The following is a 22,183-nucleotide window of genomic DNA, read 5'->3' on the forward strand; positions in this document are numbered from 1 at the left end:
GGGGCATGTTTTTTTGTTATGAAAGTATTCTGATTTTAAATTTTGTATTAAGAAGTCAGACATCGCTTCCGATAATCAGATGTAGAATGTTGGAAGGGTGTGGAATAGATGAAACGATGGAGTGGAATCATCCTGGCATCGACACTTAGCCTCGCAGGGTGCGGTAGTGTCATCGATGATCCAGAACGGGCAGTCAAGGAAAGAAAGGAAATGGCAGTCGTCTTGTCTGATGTGGGACTTGGCGATCAGTCGTTCAGCGATGCGGCAATGAGTGGTATGGCGTTGTTACGCGAGAAGGAAGGCTGGTCGATCGATTACCGAGAATTGAATGAAACGAAGACTTATAAAGCAGCATTCGAAGCGTTAGCGAAAAAGAAGCCGACCGTTATCGTCGGACTCGGCTTTATGGGACAGACGGATCTTGAAACGGTTGCTAAAAAATATCCGAAACAACAATTCGCCTTGATTGATGCTGTTTCGACGTTACCGAACGTGCTCTCGGTTACATTCAAGGAAGATGAGGGTAGTTACTTAGCCGGTGCTGCGGCAGGGATCCAAACGAAGACGAATACGATTGGTTTCGTCGGTGGGATGAAGTCACCTCTGATCGAAAAATTCGAAAAAGGATACATAGCTGGCGCAAAAGCCGTCAATCCAAAAACAAAAGTACTCGTCGAATATGCTGAAGACTTTGCAGCGCCCGAAAAGGGACGGACGCTCGCAAACGAAATGATGCAGAAAAAGGCAGACGTATTATACGCAGCTGCTGGATTGACGGGAAGTGGTGTCCTGGAGGCAGCGCAAACGAAGGGGAAAAAAGCCATCGGTGTCGATAGCGATCAGACCGCGATTGCACCTGACGCCGTCATGACGTCAATGCTAAAACAAGTTGATCTTGCGATTACGAAAATCGGACAAGATGTAGCTGCGAAAGGTCTACAGTCCGGACAAGTCGTCCTTGGCGTCAAAGAAGGAGCGATCCAGTTGGCTCCAATCCGAAACACGAACTTTACGGACGGAGAACGAAAAAAATTAGAGCAGCTGCAGCAAGATGTGCTCGAAGGTAAGGTGACGATCCAATGACGTTACGGAAACGATTTTTACTCTCAACGTTAGTGACGATTTTGAGTGTCGTCATCTTGATGGGATGGACTTTGTTCCAGCTCCGTCAAATTCAGTCCTACAACGAAGATTATGGGAAACAGCTCGTTGAGATCTCAGAACTTGAAACGAAGCTCTTATACGAACAAGCAGCCTGGAACCGACTGGCAAGCCAACCGTCTGAGAGTCAGGCGGAGCAAGTACAGGCACTTAGTAAAAAGAACGAACAAGCATTAAACGAATTACAGAAGACGTATTTGATTCCTGCATTTCAAGAAGAGTTGAACCGGGCGGATATGAAGTATAAGACGCTTGCAACGAAGCGGACAGAACTGACGGACGCGATGAATCCGATTGAAATTCGCTCGCACGCTGCACAGATTGAGGGTGTCCTCAGTGATCTCTACACGTTACATACGAAAAATGGAGAGTTTTATGATGTCTTACAACGTGAAGCAAAAGACGAGACATTAAATCTGACGCGGACTGTCTTGATCGCGACATTCATTCTCCTGATTGGTCTTGCGTTATACAACTGGTACTTCGCACGTAGCATCACGCGACCGATCAGCCGTGTCGTCCGGACGGCAGAACAGATTTCGGACGGAGACTTATCGCAGGAATTAGTCGTATCCGGTCGAAAAGATGAGATTGGTCGACTCGAGACAGCGGTTGCGCAGATGCAAGGAACATTGCATGAGGTCATCGGAACGATTAGTCGTTCGTCGAACACGATTCGTCAGATGAGTACGGAAGCGACGACAGAGAACGCGAACATCGTTGAAGTATCGGGAAACATGACCCATGCGATCAATGAGATGGCAAGTGGGACACAAACAGTGTCGGACGATATCCAGACGACAGTCAGTACGATGTCCGATATGCAACAGCTCTTTGAAGAGAGTGAACAACGTGCACAAACGGCTTATGCAGAAGGACAGGCGGCCGATCACGTGATGGTTCAAAGTAGTTCCGTCATGGAACAGCAAGCACGGTCACTTCGCGCGTCAACAGAACAAAATCGCGAACTCGGTCAGAAACTGGAAGGTTTCTTAGAACAGACGCAACAAATTGAACAGATGGCACAACTTGTCGCGGGAGTCTCCGCGCAGACGAACTTATTGTCACTCAATGCGGCAATCGAGGCGGCACGGGCTGGAGAAGCTGGTCGAGGATTTGCCGTCGTGGCAAGTGAAGTTAAAAAGTTAGCAGATGAGACACACGAAGCGACGCGCTCGATCTTCTCGCTTGTCCGTTCGATTCGTCAGGACGGTGCTGTTTTACAAGAAGCACTCGTGCAAGCGGAGCGGGAGCAGACGAATCAGGTCGAGAACTTTACGCATGTTCAACAAGCTTTCGGTGAAACACGTCAAAAGGTAGCGAGTGTGACGGAAACCCTCGATTACGTGACGAAACAACTCGTTCATTCGAAGCAACAAGCCCGCCATGTCGTTGGTCAAGTCAGTACAGTCAGTGGTGTCATGGAAGAACTTGCAGCTGGAAATGAAGAGATCGCTGCTTCGATGCGTGATCAACAGGCCTCGTTTGAACAGATTCATCAATTGATGCAAGAACTCGAGTCGACGACGACGTCGCTTGACAGTCAGACACATCAATTCAAAATTTAATGAACACAGCAAAAAGTGCACTCCTTCTCGGGAAGAGAAGAAGTGCACTTTTTCTTGAATCGACTTAGAAGAAGCTTTCTGGGTCGAGCTCATTCGTCCGTCCATTCGCATCATACTGGTACCCACCATCGTGGATTTCAAAATGCAAGTGTGGACCAGTTGAGTTACCGGTGCTTCCGAGAACACCGATTTGCTGTCCTTGTTTGACTTGTTGTCCCTGTTTAACGTTCAAGGCATTCATATGGGCATAAACGGTCGTATACGTTTTCCCGTCGATATTATGAGAGATATAGACGTGGTTGCCGTAAGGACCACCTGAACTTGCTAAGATGACTGTCCCGTTTGCAGATGCAACGATTGGCGAGTTGAGTGGACCAGCGAAGTCGGTTCCATTGTGGTACGCATAACCATTGCTTCCGCTTGCTGCACCCATTCCTTGCGAAACAGAGCCTTGAGCAGGTTTGATGAATTTACCTTTTGCTTTTGAGATGACTTTCGTGCTGGCCTTGCTAACAGATGCTGGTGCTGCCGATTGTTTCGCAGCTTTTGCGGCAGCTGCCTTTGCTGCTCGTGCTGCTGCTTTTTCAGCTGCTTCCTGTGCCTTCAGTTGGGCCGATGCCTCTTTCAGGCTTAGGATATTGGATTCAATTTTTTTCTTTTGCGACGTCAGACGCTTCAAAAGTGCTGTGCGCTTTTGTTTTTCTTGTTTCAGTTCACGTTGTTTCTTTTTTAAAACATTACGATCTTCAATCAAGTCTTGGCGTGTCTGCTTTAGTTCTTCTTTCGCAGCTGCCAGTTCTTTTTTGTTTGATTCGTAATCTTTTAACAAAGAAGCATCGCTTTCCGCGATTGTATTGAAGGCATTGAAGCGGCTAATCATATCACCGACATCTTTTGCGCCGAATACGGCCTCAAGCAGCGGAGCGTTATCGGCTTTCGACTGACGGACCGCCAGACGATCACCGAGCATTTTTTCTTGTTTCTTGATTTTCTTTTGTAGCTTCTCGATTTTATCTTCTAATCGAGCAATCTGTTTCGTGTTCTCGTCGATTTTCTTTTGATTCTCGACGACTTGTAATGTCAGCCCATTAATCTGTTGATCCAGTGCGTAGACTTGTTGTTGTGCTTTAGATAACTGGTTATTCTTTTGAGACAACGCCTCACGTTGCTTCGATTGTTGTTGCTGGTTTTGTTGTTGCTTTTCTTTATATGAACTTGCCGCGTCGACGGGAGTTGTCGTCATGAGCGGACTTGCGAGTAAAGTGAGTGTCATGAGCGATAGCCCAATTGACTTTCCGAAAGGTCGTTTCATAAACTAAGCGTCATTCCTTTCCCTTGTATGAAGTGTTACCTTTCCCACTCTAACAAGAAAATCGGAAAATCAACTTTACAATTCTTTTAAAAAAATGCAAGAGAAGCTAGCGAAAAGTATGAAGAATTTATGAAAATAATGATTGATTAAGATTCGGATAAGGGCAAATCGTTGATATGAAGGGGAAGTTTATCGTGTAATCAATTGATTTCCGAATGATGTCAGAAGATATATTTTTGTAACATCATATCAAGAGAAGGTTTAAGAAGAATTGAGAAAGGTATAAGTATAGTTTTTGTAAAATGAAAATAATAATAGAGTGCCTAAATCAGGCACTCTTCATGAATCATTCTTCGTAAATCATTTTTCGTGTCATCCCGCCGTCTAGGACCAGTGTTTCTCCCGTCAAGAAGTCGTTATCTGGATGCGTTAGATAAAGAGCAGCACGTGCGACATCACTTGGTTTTCCGACGCGACCGGCTGGATGCTGACTGTGGTCTTCGGGTGATAATTCTTGGTAGTCACCGGTTTCGATCCAACCCGGAGCAATCGCGTTGACGAGAATTCCGTCTTCTCCGAGTGAGACAGCAAGTGCATGGGTCAGGGCAAAAATGCCACCTTTCGTCGACGCATAAGATTCTGTATGCGGTTCCGACATGAAGGCGCGGGTCGAAGCGAGGTTGACGATCCGACCACCACTTTTACTTTGTTTCAAATAGGGTGTAGCGGCCTTAGTCGTTAGAAAGATGCTACGCAGGTTCGTATGATGAACCCGATCCCATTCCTCAAGCGACAATTCGAGTAAGGGTTTTCGGATCATGATACCGGCGTTGTTGATGACGATGTCGATGCGACCCGTATGTTCAATCGCTTTTTCGATCAACAGTTGAACGTCTTTTTCATGTTGGATATCGAGGTGATAGAAGTAAGCCGTTCCACCATCTTCTTCAATTTGTTGAACTAGTTCGTCTCCTGTCATCTGATCGATGTCAGCAAGAACGACATTTGCGCCATGCGTAGCGTAGGTGCGGGCGAGTTCGGCACCAATTCCATTCGCCGCTCCCGTAATGATGACGGTTTGATTAACATGATTCATAAAAATCATCCTTTCTGTAACGCTTCTCTCCCTTTTTTACCGTTCCATCATATCCTGAAACCTGACAGGATTATCATACGTAGGAACAGGGAAATAGAAAAGCGTTGAAGTTACTTTAGAATGGGGGAAACAGGAATGAAATTCTCAAATCAACAATTAGAAAAACAACAAAATCAATATGCCGAAGATGCAAAAGATTATATCGATCGTCCGAAAAAGACGAACTCGCTGTTACAACGAGCAACTGCTAAAGTGAACGGGAACTCTCGTTTGTCCGTCGTCTTCTCGCCGTTGACGTTGTTCGTCGATATGATTCGCGCGTACCAGTCAGGTGAATATCGCAACATTCGTCGTACGACGATTTTAAAAGTAATCGGAGCGTTGATTTACCTCGTGTCACCGATTGATCTCGTACCTGATTTCGTACTCGGATTTGGTTTCGCAGACGATATCGCCGTCATCCTTTTCGTCACGAAAACAGTCTTTGAAGAGTTGACACGTTTCAGTGACTGGCAAGATGATCAACAAAAGCGTCGTACGCAACCAGTACAAAGTGAGGATGCGTATTAATCAAATAGATGATAATGATCCGAGCGACTTCACTATGAGAAGTCGCTCTTCTTTGTCTACGGAGAGCCGTTTCCTGTACGCCTTCTTGAAAGTTCGATACACTAGAAATAGTTGGTAAAGAGAGAGGGGGGCGAAGATGGGACACCATTGGATGGAATCATACGGTTATATCGGGATCATGATGACGCTCATGTTTCCATTCATACCGAGCGAAGTACCGCTCGCGTATGCCGGATATCTCGTGCATACCGCACAGGCGAATCTTTTATTCATGTTGTTCCTCGCTGTAGTGAGCTTCGTCATTAGTCAGAACCTCTTCTTTACGATTGGTCAGTTCGGGAGTGAACGGTTATTGAATCGTTTATTCAAATGGTTTCGGATTTCGGAAACAAAAATGCTTCAGTTTCAGACACAAATGGAGACAAAGGGACGCTATATCCTTCTTCTGTCTCCGATGTGGCGCATCGGATTTGCGATTGGTGCCGGTCTGACTGGTGTTTCACGCTGGACGTTTACCGTCGTGACGACGATTTCCTTTTTCCTTTGGTCGGCGATTTTCATTTGGGGCGGGAAAGCCGTCGGACATGAATGGCGAAAATTGCACCACCTCAATCATCCAATAGTTTGGATTGGTTTAGGCGTGTTGATTACGGTTGGCTACTTGATTCAAAAAAAGAGAAAAGCAAAAAAAGAGATCTAAAAGGAGTGGGAACATGGCAATTATCTTATTCGATATTGACGGTACATTGATTGATTCAACGGAACAGATGACAGAAGCAATCCATCGAGCGATGGAGGACATGCCGCATCTTCCGAAACCTTCTCAAGCTAGTGTACAAGCAAGCTATGGTTTAGCAGGAAGTGCCTTTTGGCGTAAGGCGATTCCGGAAGCCTCAGAAGAGGATATTCGGTTGATTCGTAAAAAAAGACATGGTCATCTAGAAGCGACGATGGCAGAACAGAACGTCTTGTTCGACGGAATTCGATCTTTATTAGAAGCGCTAGTTTCCGCTGGACATACCATTTCAACAGCGAGTAATTGTGGCAACCACTATCTAAACCTTGTGCTGGATAGCCAGAGAATTCGTTCATTCTTTACGAGTCCGAAATGCTTAGAATCCGTCAACGGGAAAGAAAAAGCGGATATCTTACGAGCGCACCGTGAGGAGTTTGGGGAAGCAACATACTGGATGATTGGGGATCGGTCTTCCGATGTCGAAGCGGCCCGTAAGGAAAACATGCCGGTCGTCTTATGCCAGTACGGTTTTGGGACACAATCCGAGTGGGATTCGGCGGACCATGTCATCGAGACACCGCTTGACTTACTGACAGTGATCAAATAAATGCATCAAAAAGCCAAGTTCGATCCGTCGATTTTTTAGACGGTCGGCTTGGCTTTTTTTGTGATGAAAGAACGCTAACGATGAACTTACTCAAAATCCAGTCGGTATGGCTCTGCACTCATCCATGGACGGAATCTCCGGAAGAGTAGGTGGAACAACAGACAAAGAATGACGGGCAAGACGATGAATAATCCGAGAACGAATGTCATGTTGAACAATGTCCAGCCTCCTGACATCAGATGTAACGCATTGATCGGACCGATTAGACCAGACATCCCGAAGCCGGCACTAAACGGCGTACCTTGGACGCCGAGCATTCCTGCTAGTGCGCCAAGGATAGCAGCACTACACATGACAGGTAGGATCATCAATGGATTACGTATGAAGTTCGCCATCTGGATTTTAGGAGAACCAAGAAAATGAGCAATCGACGTTCCGCGCGAATTGGCTTGCCACCCGGCAATCGCAAGACCGAATCCAGCGGCACAGACGCCTAGATTCGCAGCTCCGGCGGCAACACCGGATAAACTGATGGCTGTCGCAATGCCGACCGTTGAAAGCGGAGAAACGATCAGTACGGAAAAAGTAATCGCAATTAGAATACCCATCAAGACAGGTTGAAGTGCCGTAAAGTCTGAAATGACATGTCCGATCGCTGTCGTGATCCGTGTCACGAACGGGTACGTTAACACACCGATCCCACCGGCACCGACAATCAAAATCGTTGGCATGACAAGTACCGTATACGTCTTGAAACGCTCACCGATCAATAAGACGATTGCTGTCGCAACAGCTGCCGTCAGACCAGCATTGATGACGTCGCCCGTGCCGACGAAAACGAAGGTCGCATCTGCACGAGTTGCAACGCCTGATCCAACGACCGTCGCAAGACCAATCGACGTGGTCGCAATCGGAGTCACTTTAAATTGCATGGCTACGGCAACACCAATCACCATCGGCAAAAGACGCATCGCGAGTGTGGTGGCATCTAAAACATGCTGGGCTCCGGATACGTATGGCAATAATGCCTTAGCGAGTTCCCCGAGTAGTGCTCCTGGAATAAGGGCAACGAGAATTCCGATACTGAGTCCGTTTAAAACATGAACGGCGAATTGACGCGGCTGACGCAAAATAGATGAATCCATACAAGTCCTCTCCTTATGTAACGCTTTTATGCATAACAGTATAAAAGTTATGAATTGTGTTTTATCTTACGGCAAGAACATAAGGACGTCAAGAAAAAGTTAGAAAATTCCAAACGAGCAAAGGATTCGTCTTTCAGAAACGGAATTGTTACAGTGAAGAAGTACATTGAATGAGGAGGTCATGAATCATGTCAGAACAACGTATCGTATTAGCAGCACGACCAAACGGAAAACCAACAGGGGAAACATTCCGCTATGAATCATTTGAGTTAGCAGAGCTGAAGGAAGGACAAGTCGCACTGGAGTCACTCTATATCTCGGTCGATCCATATATGCGGGGTCGTATGAACGATGCGCGTTCTTATTCGCAACCATTTGAGATTGATGAACCGATTCACGGAGGTGTCGTAGCGCGTGTCATCGAGTCTAAAAGTGAAGGGCTCAAGTCTGGTGATGTCGTCGTCGGGATGCTCGATTGGGCAACAAAAGCAGTCGTCGATGCGAAAACCGTTCGTAAAATCGATGAGCAGATCGCACCTATTTCAACAGCACTCGGTGTTCTCGGAATGACAGGGATGACAGCGTATTTCGGATTGCTTGATATCGGGAATCCACAACCAGGGGAAACGGTCGTCGTATCGGCAGCAGCAGGGGCTGTTGGATCAATCGTTGGTCAAATCGCTAAAATCAAAGGAGCACGTGTCGTCGGAATCGCAGGAAGTGACGAAAAGCTACAACACTTAAAAGCAGATCTTGGTTTTGACGAAGTCATCAACTATAAAACGGAAGACATCCGAGAGGCATTGGACCGGACATGTCCAGACGGGATCGATGTCTATTTTGAAAACGTCGGCGGAGAGATTGGTGATGCAGTCCTTGATCGACTCAATCCATTCGCGCGGGTACCAGTCTGCGGTGCCATTTCTGGATATAACGCACAACAGGACATTGGTCCACGTGTTCAATCGAAATTAATCATCGCGCGCGCGCGCATGCAAGGTTTCTTAGTGGGCGACTATGGAAAACGTTTTAAAGAGGCAGCTGAGCAACTTGGTCAATGGGTTAGTGAAGGGAAGTTGCAATACGAAGAGACGATCTTTGAAGGATTCGATCGTGTACCAGATGCGTTCCTTGGCTTGTTCGATGGTTCGAACACAGGGAAACTACTAGTAAAAGTTAAGTGAACATGCCAAAAGAGGTTGCGGAATCATTTCCGCAACCTCTTTTTCTATGGCGTGAGATTCACGAATTTTTTCGATCGCGCTCGAGCTCTTCTGGATCAGGATCCGGATGCTGTGTTTCCGCAGGCTTGATTCCGGGATCTGATGTCTCAGCTGGATCAGGATCCGGGTGAAGACCAACGTCTGCCTTTTCATCTGGTAAATCATGATTTTTTTCGTTTAACATGTCCAGTCATCTCCTTTTATCAGTACGTAGTAATGTTTCCCCGTTTTTTAAATCCAAAACAATGAGAGTGCATAGGATTCGTTTTTGAAAACATGTGAATGACTTCCACGGACAAGAAAGCGAAACTGGTCGATTTCCTAGGAAATACAGGTTGACTGAACTGGAATGTAAGGAAAATCCAAAAAAGCTTCACTAAGTCTTTACAAAAACCTTGCAAGTCCTTCAAGTAGCCTTTGAACTGCTTCCGTAGACTAAGAAAGAGTTGAAAAGAGGAAGGGTGTTTACGTGTGAGTGATCAAAAATGGAAACGACAAATCATGCAACAACTGAACTGGGTCCGCGAAGAGAAAAAACGGCTTACGAGCGCGACGACCGCAAGTAAAGATGCACTCGAAAAACTCCGTCAGTTAGACGTCTTGCGACTGCCGACGGTTCGAACTTCTAATAACACGACGACACGTTATCGACAAAATAGCCAAGCATCACTGCTGAATCAATTGGATGTCTCGGAGATTCCGGTCCGGACGACGACGCGTTACTATGAAAAGCGACCAATCGAGATGGCAATCGTCTGCTCGGAATTCATGTATGCCTATTATGAAGATGCCGTTCATCTCCACTACGTCAATGCGCATACATTCGAAGAAGTCTTCGAGCGTGAGATTGATCTCTTTTTAGTCGTTTCCTCATGGAAGGGGTTACGAGGAGACGATTGGAAAGGTGTCGCCACACCGAATTCAAAGAAACGCCAACGACTGCTTTCGATGATGCAGGAAGTCAAAGCCAAAGGAATTCCAGTCGTCTTTCAATCGACGGAAGATCCGAGCAATCATGAACGGTTTCAAGACGTGGCGCAAGCTGCCGATTATGTCCTGACTTCAGATGAGGCGATGATTCCTGAATACCGCGTCTTATGTGGTCATGATCGGATCATGGCGATGCCGTTTGGTGTCAATCCATTGATTCACAATCCGATCGGAGCGACACGTAGCCGAAAGAAAGGTGTTTTATTTGCCGGTAGCTGGATGGCGAAATATCCGGAGCGTGTTAAAGATACGGAGATGTTGTTTGATGGGGTGATGCAATCCTCGCACGAACTCGATATCGTGGACCGGAATTATCATCTCGACTTACCAGCCTATCAGTTTCCGGAGCGCTATCAATCACGGGTCGCACCAGCGATTCCTTACGATGCTTTACAACAAGTCAGTAAATGTTACGACTGGGTCTTGAACCTGAATAGCATCAAATACAGTAAAACGATGTGTGCTCGTCGCGTTTATGAATCGCAAGCACTCGGGAATTTGATCTTGTCGAATTACAGTATCGCCGTCAACAACGAGTTTCCGAATATCTTCACTGTGCATGACGCACAGGAGGCGACGGCAATCGTGGAACGTACGTCACAGGATGAAATCGAACGGTTACGGGCAGAAGGACTTCGTGCCGTCATGACGGAGCATACGGTCTTCGAACGGATGGATCAGATCCTAGCGTTCATTGGACGAGTACCTGAAACACGGAAACATCGCTTACTCATCGTCGTCGCTCAGGACGGGGAAGCTATTCGTGACGTGATTGATCGCCAAAGTCTCACACCAGACGAAATCGTCTCAGCGGATACGTTGACGGAGCAAACCTATGATCAAGCGGATCTCGTTGCTTGGATGGATGGAGAGGAATCTTACGGCGAATATTATTTAGAGGACCTCGTGAATGGCTTTAAATATAGCGATGCCAGCATCGTCCGAAAGGGAAGCGAGCATCCGTATCATGTACAAGAGATGAGCGGTAGCCGAAACGGTGCGATCGTTTGGCGGTCAGCTATCGGATATGACATGTTCCAGGCAGATGAACTGAACGGAAAAACACTGTTGCTCGATCAATTTGAGTGGAACGAGCAGACGGTAGTTCCGACGAATCAGACCCCGCAACTGTCGGTCGTCGTTCCGATCTATAACAATGGGAAACACCTCACGTATAAATGTTTCGCCAGTCTAACGCGGATGGATCGATTCATGGAGTCGGAGATTTTACTCGTAGATGATGGATCGACGGACATAGCGACACGTCAAGCCGTAGAGCGTCTCGCGCGACGCTATGGAAATGTCAGAACTTATTTCTTCGAGACAGGCGGAAGCGGTAGTGCTTCACGTCCGCGTAACAAAGGAGTCGAGATGGCACGAGCTGACTATGTGACGTTCCTTGATCCGGATAACGAGGTACTCAGTGATCGATATGCCTTTTTGCTTCAAGAACTAGAAAAAGATCCATCACTTGATTTTGTGGCAGGGCATATGAAAAAGCTTGCCGAGAAGACGAGCATCATCGCCTTGCCAACGATTCGTAAACAAGGACGAACGGTTTGTGAGGATCCGAAAGCTTTTCTATTGAAACATCGGTTTGCGGTACAAAGCATTCAAGCACTCGTCGTCCGTCGTACCTTCCTGCTTGAACATCAATTGGAACAAGTCGTCGGTGCGGTCGGTCAGGACTCCTTGTTCTTCCAAGAATTGATGCTTCGCGCGAACCGTGTCTTACTCGTCAATCGAGTCATCCATTATTATTACGCAGCCGTTGCAGGGTCAACCGTGAATGCATTGACGGTGAAGTTCTTTGAACGAAGTGTCGTCCGAGAGCGGGCACGAGCTGAGAAATTCGCTCGTTATGGAGTGCTAGAGGAATACAAGGAAACTCGATTCGAGCATTTCTTTGAGCATTGGTATCTTGTCAAGTTACGCTACTGCAGTGATAAGGACTTTGCACCGAGTGTCGCATTACTACGCACGATCATCGGATTCTATGAACCAATCACGTTGACGAACCCGTTGATTCGTCGATTCATGGAGCTTGCAGATCGACAGGAGACGGATCGACTTCAACACTTACTACTCGAGGAGGTGCAAAAATGACGGCATCGATGAAAACAGCACGCCCCAAGGATCAAATCCGAGCTGCCTACTACGATCAGTTAGGCGGTGGATTCGGTAAAAAAGTCCGCGCGCGTGTTCACTGGATCGTTCGACAAGCAAAAGGAGAGCACATTTTAGATATTGGTTGTTCGGGTGGAGTCGTCCCGATTTTGCTCGGACGCGAAGGGAAACATGTCATCGGGATCGATGTGTTACCAGAAGCGATCATCGAGGCCAAACAAGCGTTACTTGAAGAACCGGCATCCGTAAAAGAAAAAGTGGAATTACATGAAGCAAATGTCATGACGTACACACCTGACATTCAATTCGATACAGTCTTGATGACGGAAGTACTGGAACATATCGGGGAGCCAGAGCGCTTTATCGCCCGTGCCGTCTCGTTCATCGCACCAGAAGGACGACTCGTCATCACAGTCCCATTTGGAGTGAACGATTATGCGGATCACAAGCGGACGTATTATTTAAACCGACTGCTTGAACAGTTGACACCCTTCGGTAAGATCGAGACGATCGAGCGGATTGACAAGTGGCTTGGGATCACGATTCAAGTCTATCCGGAACCTCGATCCGGTCGATCGATTCTACCGGCGGAAGTCGAATGGCTTGAAGACGCCTTTGAAGAGGTGGAACGATTGCATCTCGCAACGATCATTGATTTAAAACGCAAGCAACAGAATCTAGAACGAAAAGTTCAGCGGTTAGGGGAACAAACGGACCAATTGGAACACGCTCAAGTCGAATTGCTACGCCATGAACAGCAACTACAGGAACAGCGTGAACAATACAAGATGCTCGAAGAACAATATGCCGCACTGCTTGATCGATTCGAAGGATCATTGGTGACAAATCTGGAATTGCTGGAGGCGAATGCATCATGGAAATCAAAATACCGCTCACTCGCGCGATCAAAGCTTGGAAAAATCGTCGTCCGCTACTGGAAGTTCCGACGTCAACTCAAGCAGCGCCGGAGTCGTCGATGAACGTCTTGATGATTTGTCAAAATTTCTATCCGGAAATCGGGAGTGCGGCAAACCGAATGAAGAATATCTTCAAGCGGATGGAACAAGCGGGAAGTGACGTCCATGTGTTGACGTCAGAACCGCTCTATCCGACGGCAGAACTTTATACGGACTCAATGTTCTGGGATGAACCGAGTCTCGATACGGCACATGTGACCCGTATCCAACCGCGTGACGTCCGGGCGACGAATAATTTATGGCGGCGTCTTCGTTTATTCGTGGAACAATTCGTGCTCGCGGTAAAAGAGGTGCGACAAGACCCGAAATCCTATGCCTACATCTATGCGACGACGCCATCCATCTTCATGGGACTCGTCGGGGTCGTCGCGAAACATGTCAAAAAGGCTCCTTTGATTCTCGATGTACGTGATTTATGGCCGGAATCGTTGATTGGCGTCGGAATCACGAAATCGCGTCTCTTATTGACTCCGCTCTACTGGCTTGAAAAGTGGATGTATCGTCAGGCAGATCAATTGGTCATCAACAGTGAGGGGTTTCGATCGTATATTGAAGGGCGGGGCATTGCACCGGAAAAAATTCATTACATCCCGAACTCCATCGAGGAAAATGAGTGGTTGATCAAACGCCGAAAAGTATCGGAACAAGTCCGCGTCGTGTATACAGGAAATATCGGTCTCGCACAAGATGTGTTCTTGTTACTTGACGTCGCACAGGAACTTCAACAAGAGCAGGATATATGTTTTCAAGTCGTCGGTTATGGTTATCACAAGCAAACGTTCGAACGACTCGTCAAGGAACGGGGATTGACGAACATCGAGTTTCTTGACGCGATGCCGCGCTGGGATGCGTTGAAACAGCTCGCAAAAAGTGATATTGCCTTTGCGACACTTGTTGAAAGTACGGCATTCGATACAGTGACACCAGGCAAAATCATCGACTACATGGCGATGGGGTGTGCCATCGTCGGTGCGGTATCCGGACACGCGGCGCATGTCATCGAAGAGGCAGGAGTGGGTTACGTGTCTGTCCAGCGGAAAAAAGAGGAGATTGTCGATCATATTCTCGAGTTATCACGAAATCCAGAGAAACGTGCAGCGATGGGACGGGCGGGTGTGGATTACGTCCAACATCATTTTGATTGGGAACAAAATCAACAGCGATTGTTTGAAGCCATCGAACAAACGCAGTCACGAAAGGCGGTCGCAGAATGAAGCGTATTGGAATGTTTGTCTGGAATCCTTTTACGAATGACGCTCGTGTCTTGCGTGAATGTACGGCACTCGTCGAAGCAGGACACCGCGTGGACCTATACTGTCTCAATGACGGCACACTTCCAGAAGTCGAATACCCGATGTCAGGGTTTCGCGTCATTCGAATCGACCGGACGCCACCTTTTGCGAGGTGGCTCTCGTTCTTTCGCAAACGGAAAAAACGGACCCTTGTCATCGGCGTGATAGGTGCGCTTCTTGCGCCATGGCTCATTCCCGTGATGCTCGTGCTCTTTTTACTCATGCGAAGTCGATTCATCCGTTACGCCCTATATAACAGTTTCGGCATTCTTCGTATGACACGTACTGCCCGGAAGCGTGATTATGACGTCATGCATGCGAACGATGTCAATACGTTACCACAAGCGATTGGGGCGGCGCGTGGTGCACAAATCGTCTATGACTCGCATGAAGTCCAGACCGATCGGACAGGATACGGAAGCATGCAAGGGAAATTAGAACGCTGGTTGCTTCGATTCGTCGACCAGACAATCGTTGAAAATGACACGCGTGCAGATTATCATCAAAAATTATATGGAACCCGACCATCCGTCTTGCACAATTATCCGTTTTACGAACCGATTATTCCGCAACCGCGACCGTTACGCGAAGAGTTAGCACTCGCACCAGACGAGCCGATTTTGTTGTATCAAGGCGGGATCCAGGAAGGACGTGGACTGGAGCGACTCATTGAAGCGATGCCGTTCATCGATCGAGGAACACTTATTTTCGTTGGAGATGGAAAGTTAAAAGGGAAACTGATGCAACTGGCCACGCAATCATCGGAAAAGTCTCGTATCCGCTTCATTGATAAGGTTCCGCTTGCTGAACTACCCAGTTACACGGCAGCGGCGACGGTCGGCTTTCAAGTCCTCCAGAACGTTTGCTTCAATCATTATTCCGCTTCTTCGAATAAACTATTCGAATACATGGCGGCGTTGATTCCTGTCATCGCGGCCGACTTACCAGAAATCCGTCGTGTCGTCGAAACAGAAGGAGTTGGATTAATCGTCGATGTCGAATCACCGCAGAGTATCGCCGAGGCGGTCAATCGTCTAGTGAAGGATGAGAACTTGCGACGGGCGATGCAGGAACGAGCAAGCGTAGCAAGGAGACAATACAACTGGGAGCAAGAAAAAGGTCGACTTCTTGCTGTCTATGACTCGATTTTCATGGAATCTGGCGCAAAATAAGAAAAATAGTCAACGACTCGAAGGGAAATCCACGTGCAATGAAGGCGGATTCCTGACGAGTCGTTTTGTTTCATTCGAATAGACACGAAGGATTCGCGAAAGCTTCATAAGATTTACAAAAACGATAGAAAACACTGGAAATGTAAGGTCTGTGAAGAATGGTTTAAGAGATGGTTAGAAGCATTGGAAAGCAAAGGAAATGTCGTTATGGTCTAGTTACAGCCAAGCCACAGATCGTTCGTTGGCTAGTATGACTAACTCGATGGAGGAATGACAAAATGAAACTTTGCACAATCGGACTAGGATATATTGGATTACCTTCTTCTGCGATGTTCGCGGATCATGGCACGGAAGTCGTAGGTGTCGACATCGATCCACAAATCGTCAATCTTCTGAACACGGGAACGATTCATATTGAAGAACCAGGACTCGAGGATGTCATCAAACGGGTCGTCGCGAACGGAAAATTCCGAGCGACACTTACGCCAGAACGAGCCGATGTCTTCTTAATCGCCGTTCCAACTCCTAACTTAAACGATACGTATAAATCATGTGATTTGAAATATGTTATTTCAGCGGTTAACAATATGCTGCCCTTCCTTGAAAAAGGAAATGTCGTTATCGTCGAATCGACGATTGCACCACGTACGATGGATGACCATGTTCGTCCATTGATTGAAGAAGCCGGCTTTACGATTGGTGAGGACATTTATGTCGTCCATTGTCCCGAGCGTGTCTTGCCAGGACAAATCTTACATGAACTTATCCATAATAACCGAATCGTTGGTGGGTTGACGCCAGCGTGTGCGGAGGCAGGTGCTGCCGTTTACGAAACATTCGTTCAAGGTGAAATCGTCCGGACAGATGCGAAGACAGCCGAAATGTCGAAGTTGATGGAGAATACGTTCCGCGATGTCAACATTGCTCTCGCAAATGAATTGACGCAAGTATGTCATCAGCTAGAGATCAACGTCTTAGATGTGATTGAGATGGCGAACATGCACCCACGGGTGAACTTGCATCATCCGGGACCGGGAGTGGGTGGTCACTGTCTCGCAGTCGATCCGTACTTCATCGTCGCAAAAGCCCCATCGCTTGCTCGCATCATTCATACGGCACGACAAACGAACGTTCAGATGCCACAATTCGTTGCCGAACAAGCAGCTCGTCTCGTCGGTTCGCGTGTCCGTCCAAAAATCGCCGTCTTTGGTGTCACGTATAAAGGAAACGTCGACGACATGCGCGAGAGTCCAGCTGTCGAAGTCATTGAACAATTACTCGACCGTGGACTTGACGTCGCTGTCTGTGATCCGCACGTCGAACGCTCGATTTCGACACGTTTCGAACTCGTCGATGAGCTGGAGGCGATTCAAGGCGCCGATCTAGCGCTTGTCTTAGTCGACCACGATGAATTCAAACAATTCGATTCACGTCGTCTCGCAAACTACATGCGGACACCGTTACTCTTTGATACGAAAGGGATCGTCAAAGCGCTCGACGCTGTCAAAGTCCTGAACTTCGGTAATTTGCATACGCACCGCGTGACGGAAGTGGATGCGAAAGCGATATGAACGCGTTACGAACGATTGGGGGAGAGTTGAAGGATCATCTGTATCTGATCTTTCGACTCTCGCTTTATGAAACAAAGAGTCAATATAGCATGCAATACCTGGGTTGGTTTTGGGAGATCATGACGCCACTTCTCCAAATCGGTGTCTACTGGGTCGTATTCGGCTTCGGGATTCGTGGTGGGCATCCAGTCGATGGAATTCCATTCGTCTTTTGGCTCGTCAGCGGATTGATTGCTTGGTTCTTCATCGGCAGTACGATTCCAAGTGGTTCCCGGTCGATTTATGGTCGGGTTGCCCTCGTCTCGAAGATGCACTTTCCACTAAGTACGATTCCAGCGTATGTCATTTTGGCACAATTCTACCGTCATCTCGCGATGATTGCTTTGACGATCATTTTAGGGTGTGCCTTCGGTTACTTCCCGGGATGGCATACGCTTGAACTCCTTTATATCGTACCGGCAGGCGTCGTATTCCTATATGCGGTCTCCTTATTGTTATCCGCACTTGCGACGATGATTCGAGATGTACAAAACATGGTGACATCTGCGATCCGCATGCTGATGTATTTAACGCCAATCATGTGGATTCCGCCAGATCACTCGTTATTCAAGATGTTGTTGATGCTAAACCCGCTCGTTTATTTGATTGAGGGATATCGGTCCGCACTCATCGGAACGGGTTATCTGCTCGATCATATGTGGTACGGCGTGTACTTCTGGTGTATGACGCTCGCAATCTTACTTGTTGGAGCATCGATTCACATTCGATTCCGACGCTATTTCATCGATTACGTATAGGAGGGAGAACGATGGGTCATGTCGTGTTTGAGAATGTATCGAAACGGTACATGCTCTATGCCCGACCGATCGACAAGCTAAAAGAAGTGTTGTTCGGTAAGGTGAATGGAAAATCGTTCTATGCTCTGAAGAACGTCTCCTTTTCTGTGGAAGAGGGAGAAATCGTCGGTGTCGTTGGCATCAACGGAAGTGGGAAATCGACACTATCGCATCTGCTTGCTAACGTGACACCACCGACGTACGGTCGGGTCACATTGGGTGGGAAGTCAGCCTTGATTGCCATCTCTAGTGGATTGAATAGTCAACTGACAGGGCGAGATAACATTGAATTAAAAGGGCTGATGATGGGCTTGACGAAACGCCAAATCGAGACGATTACTCCAGAAATTTTAGAGTTCGCTGATATTGGGGAGTTCATCGATCAGCCGGTCAAGACATATTCGAGCGGCATGCGAGCTCGAATTGGTTTTGCGATCTCGATTCATATTAATCCAGATATCTTGATCATCGACGAAGCACTCTCAGTCGGAGACCAAACGTTTACCGAAAAGTGCCTCGATAAGATGCGTGAATTCCGCGATCAAGGGAAAACGATTTTTTTCGTCAGTCATTCGCTCAGCCAGGTAAAGAGTTTCTGTACAAAAATCCTTTGGTTGGAATACGGGGAAGTACGTCTATTTGGTCCGACGAACGAAACGTTGGCTGAATACAATAAATATCTATATTGGTACAAACAGTTATCAAAAAAGCAAGCCTCCCATTACGTAGCTAAGAAACGAACGGAACGGATCGGTTCCGTGGATCAGCAGATGATGGGCGAGACGATTGAACAATCGTCATGAAATGAGATAGGGGATGAAGTAAATGAAACGTGTCATGCTTGTATTCGGAACACGACCAGAGGCGATCAAAATGGCGCCGGTCGTCAAAGCACTTGAAAATCGTCAGGACGTCGAACCAATCGTCGTCGTTACAGCACAACACCGAGAGATGCTCGATCAGGTCCTTGAACTGTTCGAAATCACTCCGGACCATGACTTGGATTTGATGCGTCCGCGTCAGACGTTAGAGGAAATGACGGCGCGTATTTTAAACGCGATGCGTCGCGTCCTCGAAAAGGAACAGCCGGATCTCGTCCTTGTCCATGGGGATACGACGACGACGTTCGCTGCTTCTTTAGCGGCGTTCTATCAACAGATTCCAGTCGGTCATGTGGAAGCAGGACTACGGACATATGAAAAGTATGCGCCGTTCCCAGAAGAGATGAATCGTCAATTGACAGGTGTGTTGGCGGATTATCATTTTGCACCGACTGAACAGGCTGCAATGAACTTACGTGCTGAGAACAAGCAGACACCGATCATCGTAACCGGTAATACGGTCATCGATGCGTTGAAGACGACTGTATCACCGACATATACGCATCCCGTCCTATCGCGCCTAGAGAAGTCGGGACGAAAACTTGTCTTGCTGACCGTTCATCGCCGTGAGAATCATTTACAACTGGCAACGATTTTTGAGGCGATTGAACGATTAGCAAATGATCATCCAGAAATCGAAATCGTCTATCCGGTTCATCCGAATCCGGTCGTACTAGAAGCGGCAGCTCGCTTGGAGCATCATCCGCGGATTCAATTGATCGAACCGCTTGATGTCTTTGACTTCCATAATCTTGCGGCTCGGGCATCCTTCATTCTGACCGACTCAGGTGGGATTCAAGAGGAAGCACCTTCGCTCGGCGTGCCTGTCCTTGTCTTACGGGAGACGACAGAGCGTCCAGAAGGGGTCGAAGCTGGAACGTTGAAGCTCGTCGGGACGAATCCAGAGATGATTTATACGATGAGTCATCAATTGTTAACGGATCAGGTGTTCTACCAATCGATGGCACAAGCGGCGAATCCTTATGGCGATGGACAAGCGGCGGAGCGAATCGTCGATGCCATCATGAGTGAGGTACCTGTATGAGTCAACGTATTCCTCCAGCGATTTATCAATTCTTTCCATTCGGAACGCAGGAAAAAATCTTGCTTGAGGATGCTACAGATGGTGTCTATTTTGATTTTCAAGAAGCGACGGCAGACGACAAATTGTACATTCAGTTGTTTGATCAAGGATTTCAACATCCTCCTTCAAAGTTATACCGGTCAGACGCCACGATTACAGGAGATCTCATCGAGGTGACCTGTCATTTCGAAGTCGATGCACCATGTGTCGTTCAGTTATTCAAGATGCAGTATGGACAGAAAAAACGGATGGGATCCGAAACGGAAACCGTCACATTGACGAATGAGACAGTCGTTCATGTACAGATGAAACGAGTACCGGGAGCGAAGTATTTCAAGGTGGCATGGAAGTTCTTGCAAGAGGGGAGCTTCCGGGTCCATCTCCGGGACATTCAGATTGTGCAACATGTCACGGCAGGGGAGGAAGCGACGTATGCTATTTAGTTCGACGATATTCTTATTTCTGTTCTTACCGACTGTGTTGATCGTCTATTACCTACTCCCACGCAGCTTCCGAAATGGCTGGTTATTAGTGACGAGTCTATTCTTTTATGCATTCGGAGAACCACGTTTTGCGTTGCTGATGCTACTGAGTGTCACGATCAACTACTTCTTCGCCTTGTTCGTCGATCTGTATCGACACCGAATCGGCGTCAAATGGATCATGTTCAGTATGATCGCAGTCAATCTGGGGTTACTCGGCTGGTTCAAGTACAGCGGATTTTTTGTTCGTTCAGTCAACGAGACATTCGGATTAGGATGGTTCGTACCAGAAGTCGTCTTGCCACTCGGAATCTCGTTCTATACGTTTCATGCGATGAGTTATGTCATCGACATCTACAAAGGGAAGGAAGCGGTGCAAAAGAATCCGCTTGACCTCGCCCTTTATATCGCGTTCTTTCCCCAACTCGTCGCGGGTCCGATCGTTCGCTATAACACGATTGCGAGCCAAATCGAGTCACGAGAAGAGACGGTTTCCGATTTTGCCCGAGGGGTTCGTCGGTTTACGATCGGCTTAGCTAAAAAACTGATTCTTGCCAATGGATGTGGTCAGGTCGCGGATGCCATCTTCAATATGAAAGATCTTTCGATGGGGCTTGCTTGGATCGGCATCATCGCCTACGCCTTACAAATCTATTTCGATTTTTCGGGATACAGTGATATGGCGATTGGACTAGCTTTGATGTTCGGATTTCATTTTCTTGAGAATTTTAACTATCCCTACATTTCAAAGTCTGTTTCTGAATTTTGGCGTCGATGGCATATTTCGCTTGGATCATGGTTTCGGGATTATGTCTACATCCCGCTTGGTGGAAATCGTGTCTCACCGTGGTTACAGTATCGCAACTTAGCAATTGTCTGGATGCTGACAGGTCTTTGGCATGGTGCTAGTTGGACGTTTGTCGCGTGGGGAGCGTATTACGGAATCTGGATCATGCTCGAGAAAGCATTTCTCGGGAAATGGTTGGAGAAAACGCCAGTCTTCTCAACCGTTTGGACACTCGTACTCGTGTTGGTCGGTTGGGTATTCTTCCGTTCAGAGACGTTCCCGGAAGCCGTTACGTACATTCAAGCGATGTTCGTACCAGATGTGATCTGGGATGAACGCGCGAGCTACCAGCTTGTCCAAAATGGTGTTCTACTGCTTGTCGCGTGCATCGCAGCGACACCGATTCCGAAAATCATCGGAGAGCGATTAGTTGTGTCACTCGGAAGAATTGGTACGACGATGCAGTATGGATATGCGATGTTGCTACTATTTTTGGCGACATCAGCACTTGTTGCAAGTACGTTTAATCCATTCATCTATTTCCGCTTCTAAAAAGGAGGTCTACT

At 47.3% G+C, this 22,183-nt stretch carries 19 protein-coding genes and 1 pseudogene; 16 read left to right on the plus strand and 4 right to left on the minus strand.

What is annotated here, in order from left to right; translation table 11 throughout:
• The first annotated feature begins 108 nt into the window (after positions 1–108).
• Together KNQ03_RS08935 and KNQ03_RS08940 are read left to right on the plus strand one after the other, a co-directional pair.
• Positions 109–1,083, plus strand: coding sequence for a BMP family lipoprotein (locus tag KNQ03_RS08935; RefSeq protein WP_058704806.1), 975 nt, complete (start codon positions 109–111; stop codon positions 1,081–1,083).
• On the plus strand, positions 1,080–2,729 hold the full coding sequence (locus KNQ03_RS08940) for a methyl-accepting chemotaxis protein (RefSeq protein ID WP_050676930.1): 1,650 nt from the start codon (positions 1,080–1,082) through the stop codon (positions 2,727–2,729). The genes KNQ03_RS08935 and KNQ03_RS08940 overlap by 4 nt, the downstream gene beginning before the upstream one ends.
• Before the next feature lie 64 nt (positions 2,730–2,793).
• On the opposite strand, the gene KNQ03_RS08945 is transcribed toward KNQ03_RS08940, so the two are convergent.
• Positions 2,794–4,041 carry a murein hydrolase activator EnvC family protein gene (locus tag KNQ03_RS08945; protein ID WP_214724418.1) on the minus strand — a complete coding sequence of 416 codons (1,248 nt, stop codon included), beginning with the start codon at positions 4,039–4,041 and terminating at the stop codon, positions 2,794–2,796.
• Between the two features lie 346 nt (positions 4,042–4,387).
• Positions 4,388–5,137: an SDR family NAD(P)-dependent oxidoreductase gene (locus KNQ03_RS08950; RefSeq protein ID WP_050676928.1), complete on the minus strand. Its 750-nt coding sequence runs from the start codon at positions 5,135–5,137 to the stop codon at positions 4,388–4,390.
• A gap of 135 nt (positions 5,138–5,272) precedes the next feature.
• On the opposite strand from KNQ03_RS08950, the gene KNQ03_RS08955 reads away from it, so the two are divergent.
• The 3 genes from KNQ03_RS08955 (at position 5,273) to KNQ03_RS08965 (ending at position 7,050) form a co-directional block, all read left to right on the plus strand.
• On the plus strand, positions 5,273–5,707 hold the full coding sequence (locus KNQ03_RS08955; protein WP_214724420.1) for a YkvA family protein: 435 nt from the start codon (positions 5,273–5,275) through the stop codon (positions 5,705–5,707).
• Between the two features lie 136 nt (positions 5,708–5,843).
• A complete protein-coding gene (locus KNQ03_RS08960) occupies positions 5,844–6,407 on the plus strand; it encodes a DedA family protein (protein ID WP_035398399.1) in 564 nt (187 codons plus the stop codon).
• Between the two features lie 13 nt (positions 6,408–6,420).
• On the plus strand, positions 6,421–7,050 hold the full coding sequence (locus tag KNQ03_RS08965) for an HAD family hydrolase (protein ID WP_214724422.1): 630 nt from the start codon (positions 6,421–6,423) through the stop codon (positions 7,048–7,050).
• 86 nt (positions 7,051–7,136) lie between these two features.
• On the opposite strand, the gene KNQ03_RS08970 is transcribed toward KNQ03_RS08965, so the two are convergent.
• Positions 7,137–8,195, minus strand: coding sequence for a PTS sugar transporter subunit IIC (locus KNQ03_RS08970; RefSeq protein WP_050678355.1), 1,059 nt, complete (start codon positions 8,193–8,195; stop codon positions 7,137–7,139).
• A gap of 188 nt (positions 8,196–8,383) precedes the next feature.
• On the opposite strand from KNQ03_RS08970, the gene KNQ03_RS08975 reads away from it, so the two are divergent.
• Positions 8,384–9,379 carry an NADP-dependent oxidoreductase gene (locus KNQ03_RS08975; RefSeq protein ID WP_050678356.1) on the plus strand — a complete coding sequence of 332 codons (996 nt, stop codon included), beginning with the start codon at positions 8,384–8,386 and terminating at the stop codon, positions 9,377–9,379.
• A 58-nt stretch (positions 9,380–9,437) separates the two neighbouring features.
• Here the strand turns inward: KNQ03_RS08975 and KNQ03_RS08980 are convergent, their stop codons facing one another.
• Positions 9,438–9,602, minus strand: coding sequence for a hypothetical protein (locus tag KNQ03_RS08980; RefSeq protein WP_167507528.1), 165 nt, complete (start codon positions 9,600–9,602; stop codon positions 9,438–9,440).
• A gap of 287 nt (positions 9,603–9,889) precedes the next feature.
• Between KNQ03_RS08980 and KNQ03_RS08985 the strand changes: the two genes are divergently transcribed.
• The 10 genes and pseudogenes from KNQ03_RS08985 to KNQ03_RS09030 all read left to right on the plus strand — a co-directional run bounded on the left by KNQ03_RS08985 (position 9,890) and on the right by KNQ03_RS09030 (position 22,169).
• Positions 9,890–12,514 (plus strand): glycosyltransferase, encoded by a 2,625-nt coding sequence (locus KNQ03_RS08985; RefSeq protein WP_214724424.1) that lies wholly within the window; start codon positions 9,890–9,892, stop codon positions 12,512–12,514.
• Positions 12,511–13,515 carry a class I SAM-dependent methyltransferase gene (locus KNQ03_RS08990; RefSeq protein ID WP_244290100.1) on the plus strand — a complete coding sequence of 335 codons (1,005 nt, stop codon included), beginning with the start codon at positions 12,511–12,513 and terminating at the stop codon, positions 13,513–13,515. The genes KNQ03_RS08985 and KNQ03_RS08990 overlap by 4 nt, the downstream gene beginning before the upstream one ends.
• Complete coding sequence (locus tag KNQ03_RS08995; protein WP_251140276.1) at positions 13,410–14,726, plus strand: glycosyltransferase family 4 protein; 1,317 nt, start codon at positions 13,410–13,412, stop codon at positions 14,724–14,726. Before KNQ03_RS08990 ends, KNQ03_RS08995 begins: the two co-directional genes overlap by 106 nt.
• A complete protein-coding gene (locus KNQ03_RS09000) occupies positions 14,723–15,976 on the plus strand; it encodes a glycosyltransferase family 4 protein (protein WP_214724426.1) in 1,254 nt (417 codons plus the stop codon). Before KNQ03_RS08995 ends, KNQ03_RS09000 begins: the two co-directional genes overlap by 4 nt.
• A gap of 278 nt (positions 15,977–16,254) precedes the next feature.
• Positions 16,255–17,547 carry a nucleotide sugar dehydrogenase gene (locus tag KNQ03_RS09005; RefSeq protein ID WP_214724428.1) on the plus strand — a complete coding sequence of 431 codons (1,293 nt, stop codon included), beginning with the start codon at positions 16,255–16,257 and terminating at the stop codon, positions 17,545–17,547.
• Complete coding sequence (locus KNQ03_RS09010) at positions 17,544–18,344, plus strand: ABC transporter permease (protein ID WP_029341022.1); 801 nt, start codon at positions 17,544–17,546, stop codon at positions 18,342–18,344. The genes KNQ03_RS09005 and KNQ03_RS09010 overlap by 4 nt, the downstream gene beginning before the upstream one ends.
• 11 nt (positions 18,345–18,355) lie before the next feature.
• Positions 18,356–19,096 (plus strand): annotated as a pseudogene (gene tagH / locus KNQ03_RS09015) (teichoic acids export ABC transporter ATP-binding subunit TagH); the annotation flags it as partial.
• A gap of 112 nt (positions 19,097–19,208) precedes the next feature.
• The gene (wecB, locus tag KNQ03_RS09020) at positions 19,209–20,309 is read left to right on the plus strand and encodes a non-hydrolyzing UDP-N-acetylglucosamine 2-epimerase (protein WP_023467472.1); all 1,101 of its coding nucleotides are present in this window, start codon (positions 19,209–19,211) and stop codon (positions 20,307–20,309) included.
• Positions 20,306–20,791: a hypothetical protein gene (locus KNQ03_RS09025; RefSeq protein ID WP_149426935.1), complete on the plus strand. Its 486-nt coding sequence runs from the start codon at positions 20,306–20,308 to the stop codon at positions 20,789–20,791. Before wecB ends, KNQ03_RS09025 begins: the two co-directional genes overlap by 4 nt.
• On the plus strand, positions 20,781–22,169 hold the full coding sequence (locus KNQ03_RS09030) for an MBOAT family O-acyltransferase (protein WP_064300326.1): 1,389 nt from the start codon (positions 20,781–20,783) through the stop codon (positions 22,167–22,169). The genes KNQ03_RS09025 and KNQ03_RS09030 overlap by 11 nt, the downstream gene beginning before the upstream one ends.
• Positions 22,170–22,183: the final 14 nt, after the last annotated feature.

Origin of the sequence: Exiguobacterium sp. s143 (genome assembly GCF_018618895.1) — a bacterium.
Classification (GTDB): Bacteria; Bacillota; Bacilli; order Exiguobacteriales; family Exiguobacteriaceae; genus Exiguobacterium_A; species Exiguobacterium_A abrahamii.

Bases quoted from the DNA above. Each gene is read 5' to 3' on its own strand.
- KNQ03_RS08935 (WP_058704806.1), top strand. From the start codon at position 109: ATGAAACGATGGAGTGGAATCATCCTGGCATCGACACTTAGCCTCGCA.
- KNQ03_RS08940 (WP_050676930.1), top strand. From the start codon at position 1,080: ATGACGTTACGGAAACGATTTTTACTCTCAACGTTAGTGACGATTTTG.
- KNQ03_RS08945 (WP_214724418.1), bottom strand. From the start codon at position 4,041: ATGAAACGACCTTTCGGAAAGTCAATTGGGCTATCGCTCATGACACTC.
- KNQ03_RS08950 (WP_050676928.1), bottom strand. From the start codon at position 5,137: ATGAATCATGTTAATCAAACCGTCATCATTACGGGAGCGGCGAATGGA.
- KNQ03_RS08955 (WP_214724420.1), top strand. From the start codon at position 5,273: ATGAAATTCTCAAATCAACAATTAGAAAAACAACAAAATCAATATGCC.
- KNQ03_RS08960 (WP_035398399.1), top strand. From the start codon at position 5,844: ATGGGACACCATTGGATGGAATCATACGGTTATATCGGGATCATGATG.
- KNQ03_RS08965 (WP_214724422.1), top strand. From the start codon at position 6,421: ATGGCAATTATCTTATTCGATATTGACGGTACATTGATTGATTCAACG.
- KNQ03_RS08970 (WP_050678355.1), bottom strand. From the start codon at position 8,195: ATGGATTCATCTATTTTGCGTCAGCCGCGTCAATTCGCCGTTCATGTT.
- KNQ03_RS08975 (WP_050678356.1), top strand. From the start codon at position 8,384: ATGTCAGAACAACGTATCGTATTAGCAGCACGACCAAACGGAAAACCA.
- KNQ03_RS08980 (WP_167507528.1), bottom strand. From the start codon at position 9,602: ATGTTAAACGAAAAAAATCATGATTTACCAGATGAAAAGGCAGACGTT.
- KNQ03_RS08990 (WP_244290100.1), top strand. From the start codon at position 12,511: ATGACGGCATCGATGAAAACAGCACGCCCCAAGGATCAAATCCGAGCT.
- KNQ03_RS08995 (WP_251140276.1), top strand. From the start codon at position 13,410: ATGGAAATCAAAATACCGCTCACTCGCGCGATCAAAGCTTGGAAAAAT.
- KNQ03_RS09000 (WP_214724426.1), top strand. From the start codon at position 14,723: ATGAAGCGTATTGGAATGTTTGTCTGGAATCCTTTTACGAATGACGCT.
- KNQ03_RS09005 (WP_214724428.1), top strand. From the start codon at position 16,255: ATGAAACTTTGCACAATCGGACTAGGATATATTGGATTACCTTCTTCT.
- KNQ03_RS09010 (WP_029341022.1), top strand. From the start codon at position 17,544: ATGAACGCGTTACGAACGATTGGGGGAGAGTTGAAGGATCATCTGTAT.
- wecB (WP_023467472.1), top strand. From the start codon at position 19,209: ATGAAACGTGTCATGCTTGTATTCGGAACACGACCAGAGGCGATCAAA.
- KNQ03_RS09025 (WP_149426935.1), top strand. From the start codon at position 20,306: ATGAGTCAACGTATTCCTCCAGCGATTTATCAATTCTTTCCATTCGGA.
- KNQ03_RS09030 (WP_064300326.1), top strand. From the start codon at position 20,781: ATGCTATTTAGTTCGACGATATTCTTATTTCTGTTCTTACCGACTGTG.